The sequence below is a fragment of the Sutcliffiella deserti genome, from assembly GCF_020037475.1.
Lineage (GTDB): Bacteria > Bacillota > Bacilli > Bacillales > Bacillaceae_I > Sutcliffiella_A > Sutcliffiella_A deserti.
Map to the genome: position 1 here is coordinate 144,326 of NZ_JAIQDB010000001.1, position 22,504 is coordinate 166,829.

The 22,504-nt window shown below is 37.8% G+C and carries 25 protein-coding genes and 1 pseudogene; 6 read left to right on the plus strand and 20 right to left on the minus strand.

Annotation, left to right across the window (positions count from 1 at the left end; all coding sequences use genetic code 11):
* Positions 1–357: 357 nt before the first annotated feature.
* From parC to K9B36_RS00670, 3 genes are all read right to left on the minus strand, one after another.
* Positions 358–2,787, minus strand: coding sequence for a DNA topoisomerase IV subunit A (gene parC, locus K9B36_RS00660; protein WP_223700021.1), 2,430 nt, complete (start codon positions 2,785–2,787; stop codon positions 358–360).
* A gap of 3 nt (positions 2,788–2,790) precedes the next feature.
* Entirely contained in the window at positions 2,791–4,755 is a 1,965-nt protein-coding gene (gene parE, locus K9B36_RS00665) for a DNA topoisomerase IV subunit B (RefSeq protein ID WP_399201174.1), read from the minus strand.
* 249 nt (positions 4,756–5,004) lie between these two features.
* Positions 5,005–5,418 carry a CoA-binding protein gene (locus K9B36_RS00670; RefSeq protein WP_223700964.1) on the minus strand — a complete coding sequence of 138 codons (414 nt, stop codon included), beginning with the start codon at positions 5,416–5,418 and terminating at the stop codon, positions 5,005–5,007.
* Positions 5,419–5,598: 180 nt separating this feature from the next.
* On the opposite strand from K9B36_RS00670, the gene plsY reads away from it, so the two are divergent.
* Positions 5,599–6,204: a glycerol-3-phosphate 1-O-acyltransferase PlsY gene (plsY, locus tag K9B36_RS00675; protein ID WP_223700023.1), complete on the plus strand. Its 606-nt coding sequence runs from the start codon at positions 5,599–5,601 to the stop codon at positions 6,202–6,204.
* A gap of 51 nt (positions 6,205–6,255) precedes the next feature.
* Here plsY and K9B36_RS00680 read toward each other — a convergent pair whose 3' ends face one another.
* From K9B36_RS00680 to K9B36_RS00700, 5 genes are all read right to left on the minus strand, one after another.
* Positions 6,256–6,732, minus strand: coding sequence for an 8-oxo-dGTP diphosphatase (locus K9B36_RS00680; protein ID WP_223700024.1), 477 nt, complete (start codon positions 6,730–6,732; stop codon positions 6,256–6,258).
* 1 nt (position 6,733) lies between these two features.
* Positions 6,734–6,874, minus strand: a complete 141-nt coding sequence (locus tag K9B36_RS00685) for a hypothetical protein (RefSeq protein ID WP_223700025.1) — start codon at positions 6,872–6,874, stop codon at positions 6,734–6,736.
* A 27-nt stretch (positions 6,875–6,901) separates the two neighbouring features.
* Complete coding sequence (locus K9B36_RS00690; protein WP_223700026.1) at positions 6,902–7,303, minus strand: VOC family protein; 402 nt, start codon at positions 7,301–7,303, stop codon at positions 6,902–6,904.
* Positions 7,304–7,327: 24 nt separating this feature from the next.
* Positions 7,328–7,897 (minus strand): nucleotidyltransferase family protein, encoded by a 570-nt coding sequence (locus K9B36_RS00695; protein WP_223700027.1) that lies wholly within the window; start codon positions 7,895–7,897, stop codon positions 7,328–7,330.
* A 251-nt stretch (positions 7,898–8,148) separates the two neighbouring features.
* On the minus strand, positions 8,149–9,930 hold the full coding sequence (locus K9B36_RS00700; protein ID WP_223700028.1) for a S9 family peptidase: 1,782 nt from the start codon (positions 9,928–9,930) through the stop codon (positions 8,149–8,151).
* Between the two features lie 169 nt (positions 9,931–10,099).
* On the opposite strand from K9B36_RS00700, the gene K9B36_RS00705 reads away from it, so the two are divergent.
* On the plus strand, positions 10,100–11,278 hold the full coding sequence (locus K9B36_RS00705; protein ID WP_223700029.1) for a CapA family protein: 1,179 nt from the start codon (positions 10,100–10,102) through the stop codon (positions 11,276–11,278).
* Positions 11,279–11,332: 54 nt separating this feature from the next.
* Here the strand turns inward: K9B36_RS00705 and K9B36_RS00710 are convergent, their stop codons facing one another.
* A complete protein-coding gene (locus tag K9B36_RS00710; RefSeq protein ID WP_223700030.1) occupies positions 11,333–11,770 on the minus strand; it encodes a GNAT family N-acetyltransferase in 438 nt (145 codons plus the stop codon).
* Between the two features lie 358 nt (positions 11,771–12,128).
* On the opposite strand from K9B36_RS00710, the gene K9B36_RS00715 reads away from it, so the two are divergent.
* On the plus strand, positions 12,129–12,416 hold the full coding sequence (locus tag K9B36_RS00715; RefSeq protein ID WP_223700031.1) for a HesB/YadR/YfhF family protein: 288 nt from the start codon (positions 12,129–12,131) through the stop codon (positions 12,414–12,416).
* 29 nt (positions 12,417–12,445) lie between these two features.
* On the opposite strand, the gene K9B36_RS00720 is transcribed toward K9B36_RS00715, so the two are convergent.
* The 5 genes from K9B36_RS00720 to K9B36_RS00740 form a co-directional block, all read right to left on the minus strand.
* Positions 12,446–12,757: a hypothetical protein gene (locus tag K9B36_RS00720; RefSeq protein WP_223700032.1), complete on the minus strand. Its 312-nt coding sequence runs from the start codon at positions 12,755–12,757 to the stop codon at positions 12,446–12,448.
* Positions 12,758–12,759: 2 nt separating this feature from the next.
* On the minus strand, positions 12,760–13,185 hold the full coding sequence (locus tag K9B36_RS00725; RefSeq protein WP_223700033.1) for an acyl-CoA thioesterase: 426 nt from the start codon (positions 13,183–13,185) through the stop codon (positions 12,760–12,762).
* Positions 13,186–13,534: 349 nt separating this feature from the next.
* A complete protein-coding gene (gene tlp / locus K9B36_RS00730) occupies positions 13,535–13,777 on the minus strand; it encodes a small acid-soluble spore protein Tlp (RefSeq protein WP_223700034.1) in 243 nt (80 codons plus the stop codon).
* Between the two features lie 86 nt (positions 13,778–13,863).
* Complete coding sequence (locus tag K9B36_RS00735; protein ID WP_223700035.1) at positions 13,864–14,007, minus strand: acid-soluble spore protein N; 144 nt, start codon at positions 14,005–14,007, stop codon at positions 13,864–13,866.
* A gap of 67 nt (positions 14,008–14,074) precedes the next feature.
* Positions 14,075–14,206 (minus strand): FbpB family small basic protein, encoded by a 132-nt coding sequence (locus K9B36_RS00740; protein WP_223700036.1) that lies wholly within the window; start codon positions 14,204–14,206, stop codon positions 14,075–14,077.
* Positions 14,207–14,427: 221 nt separating this feature from the next.
* On the opposite strand from K9B36_RS00740, the gene K9B36_RS00745 reads away from it, so the two are divergent.
* On the plus strand, positions 14,428–15,132 hold the full coding sequence (locus K9B36_RS00745) for a DUF1287 domain-containing protein (protein WP_223700037.1): 705 nt from the start codon (positions 14,428–14,430) through the stop codon (positions 15,130–15,132).
* Positions 15,133–15,500: 368 nt separating this feature from the next.
* Here K9B36_RS00745 and K9B36_RS00750 read toward each other — a convergent pair whose 3' ends face one another.
* From K9B36_RS00750 to acnA, 3 genes are all read right to left on the minus strand, one after another.
* Positions 15,501–16,010 (minus strand): TlpA disulfide reductase family protein, encoded by a 510-nt coding sequence (locus K9B36_RS00750; RefSeq protein WP_223700038.1) that lies wholly within the window; start codon positions 16,008–16,010, stop codon positions 15,501–15,503.
* 16 nt (positions 16,011–16,026) lie between these two features.
* Positions 16,027–16,431, minus strand: a complete 405-nt coding sequence (locus K9B36_RS00755; protein ID WP_223700039.1) for a hypothetical protein — start codon at positions 16,429–16,431, stop codon at positions 16,027–16,029.
* A gap of 234 nt (positions 16,432–16,665) precedes the next feature.
* Complete coding sequence (acnA, locus tag K9B36_RS00760; protein WP_223700040.1) at positions 16,666–19,371, minus strand: aconitate hydratase AcnA; 2,706 nt, start codon at positions 19,369–19,371, stop codon at positions 16,666–16,668.
* Positions 19,372–19,661: 290 nt separating this feature from the next.
* Here acnA and sspO point away from each other — a divergent pair, with 290 nt between their 5' ends.
* A complete protein-coding gene (gene sspO, locus K9B36_RS00765) occupies positions 19,662–19,811 on the plus strand; it encodes a small acid-soluble spore protein O (RefSeq protein ID WP_223700041.1) in 150 nt (49 codons plus the stop codon).
* 397 nt (positions 19,812–20,208) lie between these two features.
* Here sspO and K9B36_RS00770 read toward each other — a convergent pair whose 3' ends face one another.
* Positions 20,209–20,469, minus strand: a complete 261-nt coding sequence (locus tag K9B36_RS00770) for a hypothetical protein (RefSeq protein WP_223700042.1) — start codon at positions 20,467–20,469, stop codon at positions 20,209–20,211.
* Positions 20,470–20,597: 128 nt separating this feature from the next.
* Between K9B36_RS00770 and K9B36_RS00775 the strand changes: the two genes are divergently transcribed.
* Positions 20,598–20,741 (plus strand): small acid-soluble spore protein P, encoded by a 144-nt coding sequence (locus tag K9B36_RS00775; RefSeq protein WP_223700043.1) that lies wholly within the window; start codon positions 20,598–20,600, stop codon positions 20,739–20,741.
* Here the strand turns inward: K9B36_RS00775 and selA are convergent.
* Together selA and K9B36_RS00785 are read right to left on the minus strand one after the other, a co-directional pair.
* Positions 20,725–22,119 carry an L-seryl-tRNA(Sec) selenium transferase gene (gene selA, locus K9B36_RS00780; protein WP_223700044.1) on the minus strand — a complete coding sequence of 465 codons (1,395 nt, stop codon included), beginning with the start codon at positions 22,117–22,119 and terminating at the stop codon, positions 20,725–20,727. The genes K9B36_RS00775 and selA overlap by 17 nt on opposite strands.
* Before the next feature lie 104 nt (positions 22,120–22,223).
* Positions 22,224–22,409 (minus strand): annotated as a pseudogene (locus K9B36_RS00785) (Rdx family protein); the annotation flags it as partial.
* Between the last annotated feature and the right edge of the window lie 95 nt (positions 22,410–22,504).

Consider the following 22,504-nt stretch of genomic DNA (forward strand, 5'->3'; position numbering starts at 1 on the left):
ACGTTAAAATTTATTAAACTCAGCATTTAAAATATTAATATCACATCTTTTTTGTTTCTTTTAGAAACAGCTTCCCTTTCAGAAATTCCTAGTTCACATAACATTATTATAATAAACTATTATTCTTTCAAAAAATAAGCTCAGCACTTAGTTTTACCTTTTCCTTATCCTGCGTAAATATTTTAACGTGTCTTAATGAGTCTTAACGCTAGTTCCTGTGTTTAACTAGTGTTGTTTCCTTACTATATAAGGGCACGATCAAAAAATAACACTCCTTCATCCCTATGGAGTCTCATGTATATTGCCTTATAAAAACAAAAGGAAAACCGCCCCAAGGCGATTTTCCTTTTGTTGAATTTATTTTAATTCTTCCGTTTCTACCCACAGTTCTACTACATCGCCTGCATCTTGCTGGTCAATTACAAAGGAACCATTAGAGTATCGATCATTATTTCTGTACATCGAAGCATCTAGAGTTTCTATTGAACCTTTTTCTGTACGGATGAAAATCTTACTTCCAGCTTGCACTATATCTACCGCAGCAATTAGATGAGGATTGTTTTTAATTTCTCGTATCATTACCAAGCCACGTTTAGCACGTGAGGATTTTTCAAACTCGGTAATTTTCACTTTTTTAACTGCACCACGTTGGGTTGCAATAAATAGGGTTGTTTTCGCATCTTTCTCAAATACCACGCCATTGATTACATAATCTGCTTCTTTAAGGTTGATGCCTTTTACACCGGCTGCACGAGGGCCTACTACATTAATTTCCTCTTCGCTAAACCATAAGCCATAACCGTTTCTAGTCGCTAAGAACAGATCTTGGGTACCGTCAGTCAAATAAACATTAACAAGCTGGTCGTCCCCCTTTAGATTAACTCCCATTAGCGGTTTCGAATACCTTTGAGCTTTGTAATTGATTAAATCTGTCTTCTTCACCATTCCATTCTTTGTAATGAATAAGAAATACTTTGCTTCTTCAAAATTACTAACAGGAATTGCTTTGAGAATGAATTCATCACGATCAATGCTAATGATATTAGCAACGTGTTGGCCCATGTCCTTCCAACGAATATCTGGAAGCTCGTGGACTGGAAGGTATAGATAATTACCTTTATTGGTAAATAAGAGTAGAGTATCTGTCGTATTAATATCGAGTTTAGCTATAATGCGGTCGGTTTCTTTCATACCAAAATCCTGGCCGTTTGATGCAGAGTAAGAACGTAGACTTGTACGTTTTACATACCCATCTTTTGTAACGGTTACGATAACTTCTTCTGATGGGATCATCACTTCTAAATTGATTTTTAGTTCTTCTATATCCTGCTCAATTTTAGACTTACGATCATTGGTATATAACTTTTTAATCTTCCTTAGATCGGTTTTAAGAACAGAAAACAATTTCTTTTCACTAGAAAGAATCGCTTCCAATTCAGCAATCTTCTTTGCCAGCTCCTCTGCTTCCTGTTGAAGCGCAGTGATATCAGTATTTGTTAAACGATAAAGTTGCAAAGAAACAATTGCTTCAGCCTGCTGTTCAGTAAAGGAGAAGTTCTTAATTAAGTTATCCTTTGCATCGCGCTTATCTTTCGATGCACGGATTGTTGCAATTACCTCATCTAAAATAGATAAAGCCTTCATCAAACCTTCAACCACATGCTCCCGATCTTTTGCCTGTTTCAGCTCATAGCGGGATCTGTTCGATATTACTTCTTTCTGATGTGCTATGTATGCATCTAAAAAGTGGGGTAAACCCATTAAGGTCGGTCTTTTATTGTAAATGGCTACCATATTAAAGTTAAATGTTATTTGTAGATCGGTATTTTTATAAAGGTAATTTAAGATACCATTAGCATCTGCATCTTTTTTTAATTCAATGACTACTCGTAAGCCTGTACGGTCCGTTTCGTCCCGTACCTCCGATATACCGTCTACCTTTTTATCATAGCGAAGCTCATCTATTTTCTTTACCAGATTTGCTTTATTTACTTCATAAGGTACTTCTGTAATGAAAATTTGTTGTTTCCCGCCACGTATATTTTCCACTTCCGCTTTACCACGAACGATGATTTTCCCTTTGCCAGTTTCATAGGCTTTTTTAATTCCTTCTACTCCTTGTATGATACCGCCTGTCGGAAAATCAGGGCCTTTTACGAAAGTCATTAATTCATCAACCGTACTTCCAGGGTTGTCAATCCGCATTATCGTTGCATCGATAACCTCACCTAGGTGGTGCGGAGGAATATCGGTTGCATATCCTGCTGAAATACCGGTTGAACCGTTAACTAGTAGATTAGGGTACATAGCTGGCAGAACAGTAGGTTCTTTGCTTGTATCATCAAAGTTTGGAATAAATTCTACTGTTTGTTTATCTAAATCACGCAATAGTTCTGATGCAATTGGTGATAGTCTTGCTTCCGTATAACGCATAGCAGCAGGTGGGTCTCCGTCGATGCTACCATTATTACCATGCATTTCGATTAACATATTACGAACTTTCCAGTCTTGACTCATCCTTACCATCGCATCATAAACAGATGTATCTCCATGAGGATGATAATTACCAATAACGTTACCCACTGTTTTCGCTGACTTACGGAAGCCTTTTTCTGATGTATTTCCTTCCGCATACATTGCGTATAAAATTCTGCGCTGCACCGGCTTTAATCCATCCCTGGCATCAGGCAATGCACGCTCTTGAATAATATATTTACTATAACGCCCAAATCGGTCGCCTAAAACTTCCTCTAGGGGTAAGTCATGAAATTTCTCTGTCTGTGTCATCCGTTATACCTCCTCTGCGGCAACCAAATTATCGTTTTCTAATATATTTGGATCTTCCTCTAAACCAAATGCAACATGGCTCTCTATCCATTTTCGACGGGGCTCTACTTTGTCTCCCATTAAGGTTGTTACTCGACGTTCCGCTCTGGCTGCATCGTCTATGCGTACTCGAATAAGCGTTCTTGTTTCAGGGTTCATCGTTGTTTCCCAAAGCTGATCCGCATTCATTTCCCCTAATCCTTTGTAACGCTGTATCATGTATCCTCGGCCTATTTTATCAATCGCGCCTTTTAGCTCTTCATCGGACCAAGCATATTCTAATACTTCTTTTTTCCCGGTCCCCTTGGAGACCTTGTATAGAGGCGGCAGGGCAATAAAAATTTTACCTGCTTCAATTAACGGTTTCATGTATCGGTAAAAGAAAGTAAGTAATAGTACTTGAATGTGTGCTCCATCTGTATCAGCATCAGTCATTATCACTATTTTATCGTAATTAATATCTTCTACTGAAAAGTCAGGGCCAACTCCCCCGCCTATCGCATGAATAATCGTATTTATCTCTTCATTTTTAAAAATATCAGCAAGCTTTGCTTTTTCCGTATTGATTACCTTACCACGTAGTGGCAAAACAGCTTGAAAACGGCGATCTCGTCCTTGTTTTGCAGACCCACCCGCAGAGTCACCCTCTACCAAATAAATCTCATTTCTTTGTGGATTTCGTGATTGTGCAGGTGTTAACTTTCCACTAAGCATCGCGTCGGAACGCTTTCTCTTTTTCCCGCTTCTTGCATCCTCACGTGCTTTTCTTGCCGCTTCACGTGCTTGATAAGCTTTGATCGACTTTTTCACGAGCATTGAGCTAATATCAGGATTTTCTTCTAAAAAGTAGGCTAAATGCTCAGAAACAATAGAATCTACGGCAGAACGCGCTTCACTTGTTCCAAGCTTACCTTTTGTTTGGCCTTCAAACTGCAGGAGGTCTTCAGGTATTCTTACAGAAATAATGGCAGATAATCCTTCACGAATATCTGACCCATCAAGGTTCTTATCTTTTTCTTTTAATAAACTTACTTTTCTTGCATATTCATTAAAAATTCTTGTCATAGCGGTTTTGGAACCTGATTCATGGGTTCCTCCATCTTTTGTCCGGACATTATTTACAAATGACAAAATCGTTTCAGAGTAGCCGTCATTAAATTGAAAAGCAAAATCTACCTCTATTCCATTCTGCACTCCTTCAAATGAAACAACAGAATGAAGTGTATCCTTTTCTTCGTTCAGATATGCGACAAATGCTTCTATACCCGTTTCGTAGTGGAAAACCTCTTTGTCACCGCTTCGTTCGTCATTAATTTCAATCTTTAATCCTTTTAATAAAAAGGCGGATTCTCGTAATCGTTCACATAATGTCTCAAGATTATAAGTAGTTGTACTGAAAATCGTTGTGTCTGGCTTAAAATGAATCGTAGTACCTGTTTGTTTGGTAGTCCCGATTTTCTCCAGTGTTGTAGCTGGTTTTCCGCCATTTTCAAATCGTTGTTCATAAATAAATCCATCGCGCTTTATTGTAACAGTTAGCCATTCTGACAATGCATTTACAACAGATGCACCAACGCCATGGAGACCACCACTCGTTTTGTAACCACCTTGTCCGAATTTTCCTCCTGCATGTAATACCGTTAAGATAACTTCAGGGGTAGGTTTTCCCATTTTGTGCATTCCGGTTGGCATACCACGGCCTTTATCCTTCACGCTTATGCTATTATCTTTATGTATAGTCACAATGATATGATCCCCAAATCCGCCAAGTGCCTCATCTACGGAGTTATCCAGAATCTCGTATACAAGGTGATGAAGCCCTCTGCTATCCGTACTCCCAATATACATTCCTGGACGTTTACGGACTGCTTCAAGACCTTCTAACACCTGTATTGCATCATCGTTATAATCAAACGTATTTTTTACCACCAAAAACATACCCCTTTCGTTGCTGTTACCATTATCTCTATATGTAAAAATGCTAAATATGTATTGCTATTTAACTAATTTGCCTGCGATTCAACAAACAAATATTCGTTTATATATTAACATACATTTTAATGTTGTCTATGTCCTATTGTATAAGGTTCTTTCATTTTCGCCAACGTTTTTTGGTTTTTTATGTCACAAGAAGAATAAAAATCCTTGCTTTGGATAACAAAACAAGGACATTAAGGACTATTTTGTTAATGCATGTTCTACTTTTATACAGCGATCCATAATGACAGTATAATCTTTTTCTTTTAGAAAACGGAAGGTTTTATCATCTTCTAGACCAAGCTGAGCCCAAAATACATCTGCATCTATTTCAGAGAACTCTTTTGCTACCTCATAAAGATACTCAGAGCGCCGGAATACATTGACAATATCAACATGTCCCTCAATTTCTTTCAATGAGGATACAGCCTTTACTCCTAATACTTCATCAACCACAGGGTTTACTGGAATAATTTCATAACCAGCGTTTTGCATTGCTTTGGAAACCATGTAGGATGTCCTTTGTGGATTGTCAGATAGGCCCACCACAGCTATACGCTTGCTATTCTTTAGGATCTTCCCTATTTCTTCTCGGCTTGGATTTGTAATATTCATCATTCTTTTCCCCTTTCTTTCAGTTTTACTGTATGGTATACCCGATTATGCTAGAATTAATAACATACACTATGCACGCGTCTTCTTATCTTTATTCTGCATTTGTTATAAGAAACCCTTTGCTTCTTGAGAAATATAACATATATTAAAGATAGATTATTACATAAAGGAGTTTATTGAATGGTTGATATTATTATACTTATACTTGCTTATCTTATTGGCGCCATTCCTTTTGCGCTTGTAGTCGGAAAAATCGGTTACGGAATTGATATTAGACAACACGGCAGCGGTAATTTGGGGGGCACCAACACATTCCGTACATTGGGTGTTAAAGCCGGCCTTATTGTTACTATCTGTGACATCCTTAAAGGGACACTCGCTGCCTCTTTATCCGTTATATTTGCTTCCGAGATTCACCCATTACTTGCTGGAGCAGTTGCAGTGGTGGGCCATGTTTATCCGGTATTCGCAAAGTTTCGTGGTGGAAAAGCGGTTGCAACTTCCGGTGGAGTCTTACTTTTCGTAAGTCCATTATTATTTGTCATTATGCTATTTTGTTTCTTTTTGTTCTTATTTTTAACAAAATATGTGTCGCTTTCTTCTATGCTTACAGCAGTGGTTGCAACGACTTATAGTATTGTGCTGGGAGACTTACCATTAATCATAGCAGTTTCCTTGTTAAGTGCTTTTGTCATCTTTAAACATCGAACAAATATTGGTCGAATTATAAATAAAACCGAACCTAAAATCACTTGGTTGAATTTAAAGAAAAAGCACATAAATTGATATACAAAAGAAAAAGATTACGCTCAGACTATTTCTGGGCGTATTTTTATTTTATAAATCTTTTACAGTCTTTTTAATAGTTTCACCTTTCTCTTCATCCCAAACAGAATAGATTTCAAACGTGCCTTCCTTAAAGAACAGAGGAAAACGTTCTTTAAACCATGGCTGCATAGGGAGATTGTCTGCTTCTTTTATTGAGATCCAATGCAGTTCGCCTTCCGGTGGTTCTTGTAAAAGCTCTCCTTCATATGTATCACTTATATAATTAAAGATCATGTATCGATATTTTTTCTTGGCATCGACAAACTCATCCAGTCCTTTATATATTAAATTCTTTACACTCAAACCGGTTTCTTCAAGGACTTCTCTAGCAGCGCTTTCTGTTAGGCTTTCGGGAAACTCCACTTTCCCACCAGGGCCGATATATCCTGGAAATCCTCTTTCCGCAGGTCTGTTAATTAAAAGCACCTTGTCGTTATCTTGAACAAGACACATGGTATAAATGTCTACTTTGATGTCAGCCGTCATACTATAGTTCTCTTTCATTCTGATCGGAATGAATTTTCTCTAACAGCTCTATCATTTTCTGATTTTGTTTACTTAATTCACGAAGATATCCTAAAATCGATCCGACACCTAAGGTTATCAAAAAAATTAAAATAACTAACATGATGTTTTCCTCCTACAGCCTTCCATCTTAAGGTTTTGTTGGTGCTACGACTTCTACTTTCATTCTGTCCGGGTCTTCGAAGAAAACAGCATAATAGTTCTCTCCTCCTGCATATGGATGCTTGTCCTGGTATAGTATTTTAACTTTCTGCTTTGAAAGTTTTTCTGTTATTTCATCCACTTTATCACGAGAACTTACGTGAAAAGCTAAATGATTTAAACCCACTCGCTTTCTATGATAAGGGATTTCCAAAAAACGTTCTTCTGTTTGCACAAAAACAAGATAGGTTTCCCCTAACTTCCAGCTTTGTCCCTGTTCCCACTTTTGGTAAACACTGTAACCTAATTCTTCTAAGAGCCAGCCCCAAAACCGAACAGACTTTCTCAAATCCGACACATAGAGTTCTATATGGTGAATCATCCCTTGCATGAAAAATCCTCCTCAGTTGTAAAGCTAATCTACTGTTTCTATAACTAGCTTAGGCCAAATTGATTTCCAATTTTTCTTTGCCATTCTTTGTTTATACACATTTCTCCGCTCCGCTGTTTCTTGAAAAAAGACAGTCGGTCGGAGCACGATGCTAATTACATCCTGAATTCCACTGGGGGCAGTCAATGTCAAGGTGTCATCCTTCTCCAATTTAATCCCTAGTGCAGTCGCTGTTTCAGGAAATTTAGAGATGGCATCAATGGAGGAAGCATATGGTGGGATATTATTCACCACATGCATTCTCGCTTGATTTTTTACAGACCAGGGAACAGCCGGATCGATGGCTTTTAGTTTAGCTTCGAGTAATTTTTCTTGCTGTTCACTAATATTAATTGAATCAAAGTAAATAACATCCACATCAGGAACAGGTGTTCTCATTCCGTAATTATGGAGAGTATCCCATATTTTCGAGCGAACAAATCCAGCACAAATCCAACAATCCGGTAAATTTAGCGATCTCACTGCATCCAGGGCATCCATCATCCACTTGTCACTAGAAATTAATATTTTGATATCCTGTTCATTATATAGCATAAAGTCACCTCTTTTACGGGATGCGAACATATATTCCTATTATATCATGAATAACGATCCTGTGCAGAAGTAGAGTGATACAGAAACGAATTTATTTACTATTTATGAGTACCTGTCCACTATATATTTGACATTCGTCCTAGCCATTATAGTATCTTCTATACTTTTCTATATTTTAAGATGCTATATGAGCATTTTCGGCATAAAACAAGCCGAACAGAATTGTTCAGCTTGTTTTTAAACAAAATTGATTATAAATTAGAATCCAAGAATGTGAGAATTCCTTCAAAAACTTTAATTTCGTTCTCTTTTTTGGAGAACCCATGGCCTTCATCATCTAAAACAAGGTATTTAATGTCTCGGCCTTTTTCTTTTAGGGCCTCTACTATCTGATCTGATTCCTGTTTCACTACACGAGGATCATTTGCACCCTGGATGATCAACATCGGCTTAGTCATATTGTCTAAATAAGTCGTTGGTGAGTCTACTGTTAATCTTTCTTTATCCTCTATAGGATCTCCAACCCATTGCTTCATTACTGGCTTCCAATGGTCTGGAACGGACTCGATAAAGGAGAACAAGTTACTTACTCCGAAAATATCAATCACAGCTTTGAAATATTCTGGGTGTCTACCGTGAAGAAGAAGTGCCATATACCCGCCGTAGCTTCCTCCCATTAAGAAAATCTTTTCTCTGTCTGCAAAGCCATTTTCAATCAGCCATTCTAATCCTTGAATATTGTCTAACCGAGGTCCATGGCCCCAGTCACCTTCCACCATCTTCATATACTTTAATCCATAGTTGGAAGACCCGCGGAAGTTAGGAGCAAATATACTGTAACCGCGGTTCACAAGTAATTGGAAATAAGAACGGAATGATTTTCTTTCTGAGGCTTGTGGCCCCCCATGTGGCCAAAGTATTACATGCCCATTGGAAACTTCTTCTTTTGCTCTAAAGAACAATGCTTCAATCTCAAGGCCATCATAGGAAGGGTAAGTTAGTATTTCCGGATCGGACATATCCTCATTTGCAACCGCTGGAACACGATTATTTGTTAGCGCTTGCCATGAGTCCTCTTCTCTTTTAAATATATTAGATGGGCTTGTTGCTGTTTTGCCTAATAAATACACAGTACCGCTTTTTGCAATCATTACCTTGTCGATAATATCTACAGGAGTTTCAATCTCTTTCAGTTCCTTCTTTTCTAAACAAAATGAATAAAAAGTGTCCTGTACTCCTTGGGAGGATACAAGATAAAGCTGATTTCCTTTTTCATCGTAATACATATCAGAAAGCTGCAATCCTTGATCTTCCGTGATTCTAGTAAACGTTTGCGTATTCAAATCATAGTGTGCTAAATATCCCATATCGTCTTCATAGTCTGTGATCAGATAAACAGAAGATGCACTGGTGAAAGTCGCACTGGCCACTGTATGCTGTTTTTCTGTTTCAGGTGTTAAAAGGACAGTTTCTCCATCACTTACTACATAAGCTAAAGTGTATGTATTGGCAAAATGCTTCAGAAGTAAATATTTTTTTTCATCTTCAGATACATCAACTAAATAGGTAGAAGCACTTTCCCCTTCCACAATGAGCGTTTCCTCTTTTGTTTCAAGGTCATAGCAGTATGTGTTTAAGTAAGTTTTATTATTTTTAGAACCTGTGTAATACAGTCTTTTTGCGTCCTTCGAGTATTTTGGTGCCATATGACGATATTCTTCATCTACACGCAAATCCTCGAGCGATCCACCCTGACTTGGCAGTGCATAAAATTGAGTCAGCTCGTTACCATCGTGATCAAAGCTTGCTAAAATATACTTTCCATTTGGTTCATATTTTAAGGCATGACAGCTTTGATTATTAAATGTTAGTGGGTATGGGTACGAGTTAGGTAAATCCATTGCCCATAAGTTGTAATGACCTGTTAAGTTTGTACTATAAACTAGCTGTTTTTCGTCAGGACTTAGTGTGAAATCTTGAATATTAAATACGCGGAAAAATTGTTCCGCTTCTGGCTTCTTAAATGTGAACATCTGGTATTCTCCTTTCAAAATAAATTGTACACTTACTTATTTCGAGGCCGGAAGTAAAATCCCTTCAAAAAATTAGAATATTCGACGATTTTAGCGAAAAAGGAATAACAATAGTATCCGAAATGTATTATAGTGAGAGTATAGACAAGAAAATAAAGGGGTCAAGAGGATGAAGGCAAAGTGGAAAATATTTTTACCATTAATAATAATACTTATTTTAGGAGCTGGCTTTTCAGCCTTACTTTTACACCAATACTCTACTTCTGCAAATAAATCGGGGCAGCAGAATACGCAGCTAGTGAAGAAACATCAAAACAAGAATATAGAAGTTATTGATAAATCCTATCGTACAGAAGCAACACTTTCTGCAGTTGGCGATCTTTTAATACATCGTAGGGTTTACGAATTAGCTCAAACGGGTGAAAACAGCTACAATTTCAATCCAATGCTTGATCGGGTAAAAGAGTACCTGCAAGAAACAGATATTTCAATCGCTAACCAGGAAACAATTATTGGAGGTACGGAAATCGGTTTATCTACCTATCCTAGCTTTAATAGCCCATATGAGGTAGCAGACGCCTTAAAGGAGTCCGGTGTTGATATTGTGAGTATCGCTAATAATCATACATTGGATCGTGGAGAAAAAGCGATTATGAACGCAATTAATCATTATGAAAAGATTGATATGCAATATGTTGGTGGCTATAAAAGCGAAGAAGACCGGGCTACTCTCCGGACGATAACTAAAAACGGCATTACCTTCTCTTTTTTATCCTATACTTACGGCACTAATGGGATTCCTGTACCTGAAGGAAAAGAATATTTTGTCAACCTTATCGACAGGGATGTAATTAAACGGGATGTCAAAGAAGCAAAAGAACACTCCGATGTAGTCGTTGTTGCGATGCATTGGGGGGATGAGTATATACTTTTGCCAAACTCTCAGCAAGAAGAACTTGCAGAGTTCTTAGCTGAGCTTAATGTCGATATCGTAATTGGACACCACCCTCACGTACTTCAGCCAATGAGATTCCTTAATCGGCCGGATGGTAAGAAAATGTTTGTCGTTTATTCATTAGGCAATTTCCTATCTGGGCAAAAGGATGATTATAAAGATATCGGTGGGATCTTACAACTCCGAGTCGAAAAATTTGTGAATGGGGATGAATATACGATCGATATTAAAGTGGACGATTTCATCCCTACCTATGTATCACAAGTGGAACCGATCTATCATGTCGTACTCTTAAAAGATGCTGCGAATTTCGGGTTTCCTGATGCCATAGCGAAGAACGAGGAAATGCTCAACCATATGTATCAATGGTTGGAAACCGATGAGGTAAACTAAGTAAGAAAGCATGGGCCAATTAAATGGTCCATGCTTTTCTATTTTCACGACGTCCTACAAAGAATAAAAATAGAAATAATTCGATTCTTTCTTAAACCCTATTTTTTCATAAAGTCCTTGTGCACGGGTATTTTCCTCACCTGTTTCAAGAAGTACACCTGATGCACTTGTTTCCTTAGCAAATTCAATGGCCGCTATTACTAAGTTTTCTCCAAAACCTTTTCCACGACTTTCCTCATTAATAAATAAATCATTCAACACCCATGATTGCTTCATTTTCACAGAAGAAAAGGTAGGATAAAGTTGTGTAAAGCCGACAGCTTCCCCTCCATCGAAGACTAGGAATATGACTGACTCCTCACGAGAAATTCGTTCATGTAAAAAAGCTTGTGCAGCTTCTATATCTGACTCTTGATCATAAAATACTCTGTATTGATTAAAAAGTTCTGCCAGCTCTTTAACATTTTCAATAGTTGCTCTTTGTATCGTCATCTTTTAACCCCTATCCCTATAATACTTTATTTTTCTTTTAGTCTTTGTTAAACGCGCTATTGATTTCCGCAAAAGGCTACGGAGTCTCCTCCGCGGAATAGCGTTATTATCAACATTCACTTTAACAGAGCCTTCTTTTAAACTGCTCTTATCCTTCTTCTTACCACCCTTAACACCCCTAACCACCACAGATGTTTTAATTGGTTCGTTTTGTGGAAGTTAGTTATAATAAGAATGTACATATTTAATGATATTTCGTCCATGCACTGAAAAAGAGGAAGACAGTTGCAATTTTCCTGAGACTAACAACTTTTTTGCATCAATGTATGCGAAATGCTTTACTAAAGGAGTTTTTAAAATGAAACTGACAATGTCCAAACAAGCATTAGAATGGTACAAAAGCGAGCTTGATTTGAAAAGCGGTGATAACATTCGATTCCATGTTCGATATGGTGGCCATAGCACGGTGCAAAAAGGATTTTCACTTGGTATTGAAAAAGAGTCCCCTGATCAGCCTGCAGACACTGTTCAATACGAAGGAATTACCTTCTTTATAGAAGAAAAAGAAGAATGGTATTTTGACGGGCACGACCTTCATATTACATTTGATGAAAAACTTAATGAGCCAAAGTTTGATTACAAATAACTTGCCAGAGAAGAATTAGGAACTGCTTCCTAATTCTTCTCTTTTAAGAAAAATCTTTGAATCTGATCCCACTGCTCTTCTTTTGTTAAAATTTCGAGCTGCTTTTCCCCTATAAGATCGAAATGCGGGTATTGATCACGCTTATGTATCCATTCCTCTTTAAGACCGTAGCTTTTGCCCCACTCCACCAACTTCTGATAATTGCTGCATCCCGCTTTTGTCACAGAACAGATCCCTGCAAATCTAGGGTGTACCCAATGATGGGTAATAAAAGCTATTTCCCCTCTTGCTACACGCAGTTTCCATCTCTTAAGCTCATCTCGATTGATCCCAAAAGCCATGCTTACTCTCCTTGCTTTTTCGCATTTTCATATGCTGTATGCCATTCTGGGTATTTTTTACGAATAATAATTGGTTTGAAATTCTCCTTCTTCACACAAACATGTGAAGAGCTACCAATAAGTGCAATTTCTTCGTTTGGCGTTAAGACTTTATACCCATAAACCACTCTAAATCCATCATATACTTCAATCCAGGTCTGAATCGTTGCGACTTCTCCATAACGAAGAGGCTTCTTATAGCTGACATTTATATCTATAACAGGAGAGATAACTCCATCCTGCTCCATTTGAGCGTAGGAAAAGCCTAAATCTTTAATAAGTTGGGTCCGGCCAAGCTCCATCCATACCAAGTAATTAGCATGATAGACGACACCCATTTGATCGGTCTCGGCATATCGAACCTCTATTTCTTTAGTAGATACTAACACTTTCTCTCCCCCATTTTTTTTATAAGTACTTTTATAAGCTTTTTTCATTTAGATTGTTGTTATAAGTAAGTGCCTAACCTCTCGAATAAATGACTATTCACCGATACGTAGGAAAAGAGTTTACAGCCACAAGTTTTTCGGATTGTAATCACTTTTGGACAAACAACAATTTAGACTAAAACAGCCTTTAATAATGATACCATATCTGAATAATCTTCCATATAAATTAACTTTTTTGCGAGCAAATTAAAAGAACACAAGTGCCTTTTCAGTGACGGCACTTGTGTTAGCTACAAATATTTCTTAACCACTAAAGAAGAGATGGACACACAAGCCATCTCTTCCTAACTCATTTAAATCCGTTTTCTCGTGAACTAGCCTCGTCTTTGATCTCAGCTCTAAACGCTTCAATGCTTTCTTCACGACGATGATTCTTGGCTTCAATCTGTTCTCTTTCTTCAGGACCAGCAAACTGCATTGATTCGTGGGATTCTTCAATATTCTCAATTGTATTTTGCACCATACTTTGGAGCTTTTCTACATTGTCACTGCGATCATCCGGGTTTGGACGATGTTGTTTGTTGTTTGCCATAACAAAACGCCTCCCTTGTTCTATCAAAGTACTACAACTTTATTGTGTACAGGTTAAGCGTTTAGATAACTAGAAAAACATGGACATTACTCGCCCTTCGTTTGAATCACTTGTGCATGTTTACCTGAAGTATCTTGCATTTGTTTTCCTTTATTTCCCCCAGCTTGACGAGGTTGAGTGCCTAAATGGCTTGGTACAAAGTGCTTGCTGTCTTTTTTTGGATTACTCATAAAAACATCCCTCCTACCTTTACTATTTCAAAGTGGAGGGAATTTCATAACAAGAAATATTTGAAAGTTATTCGGCTTTATTTAACATTTTCTGTTCTAAGCGGTCTTCGATTTTTCGAAGTGCATCTTCGTCTTTCATAAGAAGCTCTTTGTTTTCCAGTACAAGCTCTTCAAATGAACGTTTACGTATTCTTCTCATATTATCACCTTCTCACTTATTATTGTAATAGTATTAATGTCCAAAATACTTTAAAATTATGATAACTTTCCGACAAATCAAGAAAAATAAATTGTTATTTTTAAAACTTCTTTTAAAAAATCCTTCCCTTATATACTTTGTTGCCGAATTTTCAGACAAATAAACTGGTAAATTTAATCTTATGGTATGATAATTATAAGAATAGTTAGTATTTTAACGAGGTGATTGTATTGAAGAAAAAACTGAGTTTCTTTTTCCTTGTACTAAGCGGTTGTTTTTTGACCTTCCTTTTATTTTTCAGGGACGGAATCATACTTGATCATATCGGAATACATCTAGATACCCCTTTTATTAAAGCGGTGGAAGTACCAGACGACTACTCACTAACCGATGCTAATAATAACGGAATACCTGACCCAATAGACATCGTTGAAGCTGCAAGAGTAGAAGTGGCTCAGCGTACAACATATAAAAGCACCTACTATGCCGGAGGCTATCCACCAGATGATGAAGGTGTATGTACAGATGTTATATGGCGGGGGCTTATAGGTGCCAATATTAATTTAAAAGATCTAATGGATAAAGACATTGCAGAAAACACAAAACTTTATCCAAGAGTTGGAGTGAAACCAGATCCCAACATTGATTTCAGACGTGTTCCAAATCAAGATGTTTTTCTTAAAAGACATGCACTTTCATTAACTACAAAATTCGTTAAAGATGATCTAGAGAATTTGAAGAGATGGCAACCGGGTGATATTATTGTGTTTTTGGGCGGCGATTTAGACCACATAGGAATTGTTTCAGACAAAAGAGCTAAAGACGGGACACCCTATGTAATTCACAACACCTATCCCTTTGCTGCAGAAGTTAAGCTCACCTCCTTTAAGTCCCCTATTACTGGGCATTATAGGTGGAAATTTTAACATTCTGTTTTATGAAGAAAAATTTACCTAGCACACTAAATAGCACCTTGACATAAACGCTGTCATTCTGCAAAAAGGTAGTGCATACTCTCATGTCATTTCTATTAATGAATCAGGGGGTATTTTAGCTGATTTACAAGATCAATATGGTTCATATACTGAATTAACTGGTGTAACTGAATCTAATGATAAATTGTTCTTCCATAGTTTGAATGATAGGAACACAATTGGAAAGATTACAAAATAATATGGGGGAAGCTTAGATTTGGGGAGATATAGACAAAAAGCTTGGAGTATACCCAAGCTTTTTGTGTGCTACTATATTGTATTTTAATTTTAAACTAACCTATAATGTGCAAAATCGTAGGTTAATTCATCTTCTTCACTTGTTCTTCCATCAACTCATAGGTCATTGGTCCAAGATGACGATAGGAAATGAGCCCCTCTGAGTCAATAAAAAACGTAGTTGGCATTGTCATAACTTCATAATTGCGAAAAAAACCATCTTCGTCCAATATTATCGGAAAGGTATAGCCCCCTTCTTCTACATATTCCCTAACGGTATCAATACTGCTTTCTTGACTGGTAAGGTTCAGTGCTAATACGACAACTTCTTCTTTGTTGCTTTCGGAAAACTCCTGCATTTCAGGCATTTCTGCACGACACGGTCCACACCATGTAGCCCAAAAGTTCAAGATAACTTTCTTACCTCTATAATCAGAAAGCTTCACACTTTCTCCATCCAAGGTTACTAAATCAAAATCTCTCGCCATTTCCCCTGCCGTATTTCCTACAGGAGGATTATCTTCTGCAAAAACCTGAAAAATTGCGTACCCGCTTAATCCAAGTAAAAATATAATAGCCAGTATTTTTTTCATATATATCTCCGCCCTTTTACAGTAAATACATCAATAAATAATAACTCGTTAAAATAATGACTACAACTGGGACCACGAGGATAGTAGTAGTTTTTATATTTAGATTCGATTTGTGCGCTTGCCAATAAAAAAATAGGATTGCCATAATACTCGCTAAATAGACCCCTTTTGTTCCACCAGTAAAAAACAAGAGCCCGTAAGGATTGGTCCAAAGAATGGAAGGCCTGAATAACAAAATACTAAATTTGAATACGAGCACCCACAACAAGGCCGTCGATACAAGATGGTGTTCTATCGTTTTCAGAGTATCCTGTCGCTTTCGATAATAAACGGCAATATATAGATATGCAAGTAAACAAGAAAAAAGAAGGACAAGTATTGATTTTTTCAACAATAGGGGACCTAATTGAATTGCATCCATAATTATGTAGACCTCTTTTACTTCTATTTAATCATAACTCTTATTGTTTCTCTCAAGTGGATGTGTCTATATTTTAACATTTGCATTCAAATAAATTGGCATATTAAGCTTGGCTGGTAATTTTGCGAGAGCCTCCCTGCTTTAATCATTCTTGTCATAGACACATTTAAGAATACCAAAATAGAAAAGCTGGTCTCCAGAAATATGAGGAGACCAGCTTTTTTATTATATTAATTAAACTTTTAATTTGTCACGTAATACCATTCGTAAAATACCACCATGACGGTAGTAGTCGATTTCTACTTCGCTATCGAATCGAACAAGGGCTTCAAAAGTTGTTTTGTTTCCTTCTTCATCAGTAGCCGTGACTTTAACAAAGTCACGTGGTTTTACAGTTTCGTCCACTTGAACTTCAAACGTTTCTTTACCTGTTAAGCCAAGAACTTCGGCACTTTCGCCAGCCTTGAACTGTAATGGTAAAACACCCATTAGAACAAGGTTGCTACGGTGAATTCTTTCAAAGCTTTCTGCAATAACTGTTTTAATTCCAAGTAGATTTGTTCCTTTTGCTGCCCAGTCACGGGAGCTTCCCATTCCATAGTCTTTACCGGCAATTACCATTAGGCCTGTTCTGTCTTCTTTGTATCTCATACAAGCATCGTAGATTGACATTACATCGCCTGTTGGCCAGTATGTTGTCCAGCCACCCTCTGTACCAGGAGCAATTTGATTACGGATACGAATATTTGCGAATGTACCACGCATCATTACTTCATGGTTACCACGTCTAGAACCGTAAGAGTTAAATTCACGAGGTGGTACTCCATTTGCTTGTAGATATTTACCTGCAGGAGTATCTTTTCCGATAGATCCGGCTGGTGAAATGTGGTCGGTTGTAACCGAGTCAGCAAATTTCCCTACAACGCGTAACCCAGATAATGGCTCTACTAAGCCTGCCTCTGGTGTTAACCCTTCAAAGAAAGGAGGGTTTTGGATGTATGTGGAATCGTCATCCCATGTATATAATGCTTCATCTGATGTTTGGATTTCATTCCAACGCTCATTGTCATCAAACACATGCTCATACTCTCTACGGAAAAGTTCAGGAGTAACAGTCGTTTTCACTACTTCTTTCACTTCATCCATAGAAGGCCAGATGTCTTTAAAGAATACATCGTTGCCATCTTTATCTTTACCAAGCACGTCATTTTGAAGGTCCACATCTACTGTTCCAGCTAAAGCATATGCAACTACTAGAGGTGGTGAAGCGAGATAATTTCCTTTAACTAGAGGATGGATACGCCCCTCAAAGTTACGGTTACCAGACAATACAGAAGTAACAAGTAAATCGTTTGCCGCGACAGCTTCTTCAATTTCTTCTGCTAATGGACCAGAGTTACCGATACAAGTAGTACAACCGTAACCTACAATGTTAAATCCTAAGTTATCAAGGTATGGAAGTAAGCCGGAATCTTGAAGATAGCCAGTTACAACTTTTGATCCTGGTGCTAAAGAGGTTTTTACATAGCTAGGAACATCTAATCCCAACTCAACCGCTTTTTTTGCAACCAATCCAGCTGCAACCAGCACATAAGGGTTTGATGTGTTCGTACAGGATGTAATTGCAGCAATGGCAATTGCTCCTGTTTTCATTGTTGTTTTTTCTCCAGAAGCTAAAGTGATGTCCACTTCTTTACTAACTTCCGTAGGAGTTAACCCGTATCCTTGAGCTCCTTCAGGTGCAGCTAGTGCTTTGTGAAAAGTTTCCTGCATCATGGATAGCGGCACAAGATCCTGTGGACGCTTTGGACCGGAAAGGTTTGGTTCAATTTCTCCTAAGTCGATATCTACTACATCTGTATAGATCGGATCAGCGTCTGGGCTAAAGAACAATCCATTTGCTTTGCAATATGCCTCTACTAGTCTGATTTGATCCTCTTCACGGCCTGTTAGACGCATATAGTCAAGTGCTTCATCGTCAACTGGGAAGAACCCACATGTTGCTCCATATTCAGGTGCCATGTTGGCAATTGTTGCACGATCCGCAAGTGGAAGTTCAGATACACCAGGACCAAAGAATTCTACAAATTTACCTACAACACCATGCTTACGCAATACTTGAGTTACTTTAAGCGCTAAGTCAGTTGCAGTTGTGCCATTTGGAAGCGTACCAGTCAACTTCACTCCTACCACTTCAGGTACAGGGAAATAAGAAGGTTGACCTAGCATTCCTGCTTCTGCTTCAATTCCTCCTACACCCCATCCAAGTACACCAATACCATTGATCATGGTTGTATGTGAATCTGTACCTACCAATGTATCAGGGAATGCAAGGTTTTCGCCGTTTTCTTCCACTGCATGGACAACGTTCGCTAAATATTCCAGGTTAACCTGGTGAACAATTCCAGTTGCTGGTGGAACAGCACGATAGTTGTCGATTGATTTTCTTGCCCAGCTTAGGAACTTGTATCGCTCTGCATTACGTTCAAACTCAAGTTTCATGTTAAAGTCCAGTGCATCAAATGTACCTGCTTTATCGACTTGAACAGAGTGATCAATTACAAGATCTACTGGGATTTCAGGATTGATTTTATCTGGATCTCCACCCATATCAGCCATTGCCTTACGTAAAGAAGCTAAGTCAACAACAGCTGGCACTCCAGTGAAATCTTGAAGGATAACACGGGAAGGTTTAAACGGAACATCGATTTCCTTTTGGCCATCTGTTCCCCATTTTACTAAATTTTCTACGTGTTCTTTTGTAATTACTCGACCATCTACTTGACGTAGAACTGATTCTAATAATACTTTAATTGAATAAGGCAGACGAGAAACGTCACCTAGTTTTGCATCTTCAAGTGCTTGCAAACTATAGTAATGATAAGTTTTGCCATTCACATCAAAGGATGCTCGTGCATTAAAAACATCTTTTTTCGTCATATGTATTCCCCCTGCTACTCATAGTTTAATAGGACCTCGCTATGAACAATTAATAGGCATTGAAAAACAGGCTTTCTTTGAGAAAGCGTTTGCGATTGTTTTTCTTAGAGACAAAATTCGATTAATTTCACTCACCAAATAGTCCTTACGACACTATCTTAATACAACATTCTTCATAAGTAAATATCAATAAAGTTATCAAATCACATAAGTTTCACTTATATTCATCATTATCCATGGATGAATGCAAATCTAACTCCTGGAAAAGATATTAAATGGAGGTGATTTTAATGGCAAAACGTAAAGCAAATCATGTACGACCAGGCATGAACGCTGCAAGTGCGCAAGGCATTGGTGCTGGCTACAATGAAGAATACTCAAATGAGCCCTTAACAGAAGCACAAAAACAAAATAATAAAAAAAGAAAAAAGAATCAATAATATTTTGCTGTTTAACTTCTAAGTCACTACGATTGAAGCTTACTCAATAACATAGCCAATAAATCATTGGCTATGTTTTATTAAGAGGAATTCCATTACTTCAAAGTCCTATCCATAAAATTATTACCCACAAAAAAACACCCATCAAACATCAATGGGGAGAATTTTGATCAACAGAAAAAGTCATCATGTAACATCTAATCTACTTTAAACCCTAGCAGTTCAGTCCTTTGGATTGGAGTGGCAGGTGAGAGACTCCTGAGGGAGATAGCGGTAGACGGAAGACCCCGCAGGCAAAACCGAGGAGGCTCCCGCACCGGCCCGCGGAAAGCGAACACCCGAAACAAAGAGCAACTGGGAATTCAACCAGTCCCCGAGATACCTGATTAATTTGCCTTTATTCGTTTAAATTCCCTTGTTGTAAGATAGTCTGAAGATCTTCTTGAAATTGCATCAACTGTGGCCGCTGTGTTTCAGAAGCAACCTCTAGCGCATTATTAATTTGTTCCATCGCTTCATTCACTTCGTTTTCCAATCGTTTAAAATCATGTCCATAGTCAGGATCATTTTTCACAATTGCTTCATATACATCACGTGCTTGTTCTGTTCCCTGCTGTGCAGCTTGAAACGCTTGCTGTTTATCTTTATTGTACGGCATAAGGTTCGCTCCTTTTAAAAGTAATAATAGCTCTACCTATACTGCCCTTCTTACAAAAATTTATTCTAAAAAGCCTCCGCATAAACTTCAGGATTCTTCAGAAACTAAACGTAAAGGAGGAGATAGCCATGAACAAAAATGACCATAAAGATATGAAGAAAAATGCACCTAAAGGAAATAATCCTGGTCAACCTGAACCGTTAAGCGGTTCTCACAAAGTGAAGAATCGTAACCACACTCGTCAAAAACATAATTCTAATCATGATATGTAACAAGTTTTAACGCATCTAAAAGAGGAGGGATTTCTTCTTGTGTGATTGTTCGAAAATCGAGAAGAATAGCATTCTCGTGAATTCGTACAATAATGCTCGATGTCCCTTTTCTTAATTTCTCAGCCAATTCATTTGGGGATAACAGGCTGTGCTTAATTTTGATAACATAAGTAGATAAAAGTACATCTGGCATAGTGCCGCCACCAATCATAGAATAATCTTTATCTACAGAAACCTCTATCTCCTCTATTTTACTTATTTCAGTATAAACATGCATGGCCTTTTGATTGATTTCTTCCTCTGTTTGAAGGATATCTCTGACAGTAGGTATACTTAAAGCTTTGCCGTTTTGATATGCTTGTAATGTTGCTTCAAGCGCAGCATAACTCATTTTATCTACACGGAGTACTCTCGCCAACTGATCCTTTTTAAGTTTGTCGATGAATTTCTTCTTTCCGGCAATAATACCCGCTTGTGGTCCACCAAGTAATTTGTCCCCGCTGAAGGAAACGAGGTCCACACCTGATTCTATAACTTTTTGAACAACAGGCTCGTCCCCGATTCCATGTTGGGTGAAATCATAAAATACCCCACTCCCTAAGTCTTCATATACAATTAAATTTTCATAGTTTTCACTAATGGAGACAAGGTCTGTAGTAGGAACAGATTGAGTAAATCCAATCGTTTTAAAGTTACTTGTATGTACTTTAAGCAAGATAGAAGTTTGCTCGGTAATTGCTTCTTCATAGTCTTTCCGATGAGTTTTGTTCGTCGTTCCTACCTCTACAAGCTTTGCGCCGCTTTCTTCCATTATGGAGGAAATCCGAAAGGAACCGCCAATTTCAACAAGTTGGCCGCGAGATACAATTACCTCTTTTTCTTTTGCTAACGCTTTTAAAACTAAAAAAACTGCTGCAGCATTGTTATTCACAACTATTGCTGCTTCTGCACCTGTTACATCCTTTATGATGGATTCTACAATATCATATCTAGAGCCACGGGAACCTTTATCAATATTATATTCCAGATTAGAGTAGCCGCCAGCTACTTCCACTACTCGGTTGATCGCTTCCCTACTAAGACTTGCTCTTCCTAAGTTAGTGTGTAGTATGGTGCCTGTCGCGTTAATTACTTTCTTTAGAGAATATTGACTATTCTTATGTACTCTTTTTGATAGCGTCTCCCAGATATAAGGGGTAAGTGCAGTACCACTCCACTCCCCATTTCGAATGGATGTTCGAAGTTCATCGAGTGTTTCTCGAAGTGCATGGGTAAGGATATCTTCCTTTATATCGTATTGTTTTCTTATTAAGTGAAAATGATGGTCCCTTTTCAATTCATGAACAGGAGGAATCTCACGTAATAATTTTTCGTTCATTTTACTCACCTTTTCCTTACAATGCTTGATAGAGTTATTATAGCATGCTAAGAAAAACTATGGAAAAACACAAAAAAGAGAAGGGTTCTCCCTCCTCTTTTGGTCTACTTGCTTTCCATTTCATCTATAATGTTTTCAACTTTAGGAAAAACACCTGTTTCTTTTTTTGAGTAAATCGTTTCTCCATCTACCATAACTTCAAATTTACCACCTGAACTTGGTATAAGTTCTAAGGAGCTGATATTAGTTCGAAAATGATTAAAAAGTGATTCCGCGAAACTCGCGGCTTTTGGTGAATAGTTTCACTGCATGCAAAACTCAACAGATACTTTAAAATTTTTCATCTCACATTCCTCCTTGAGCATTTTTTACTGTAGAGTATGAA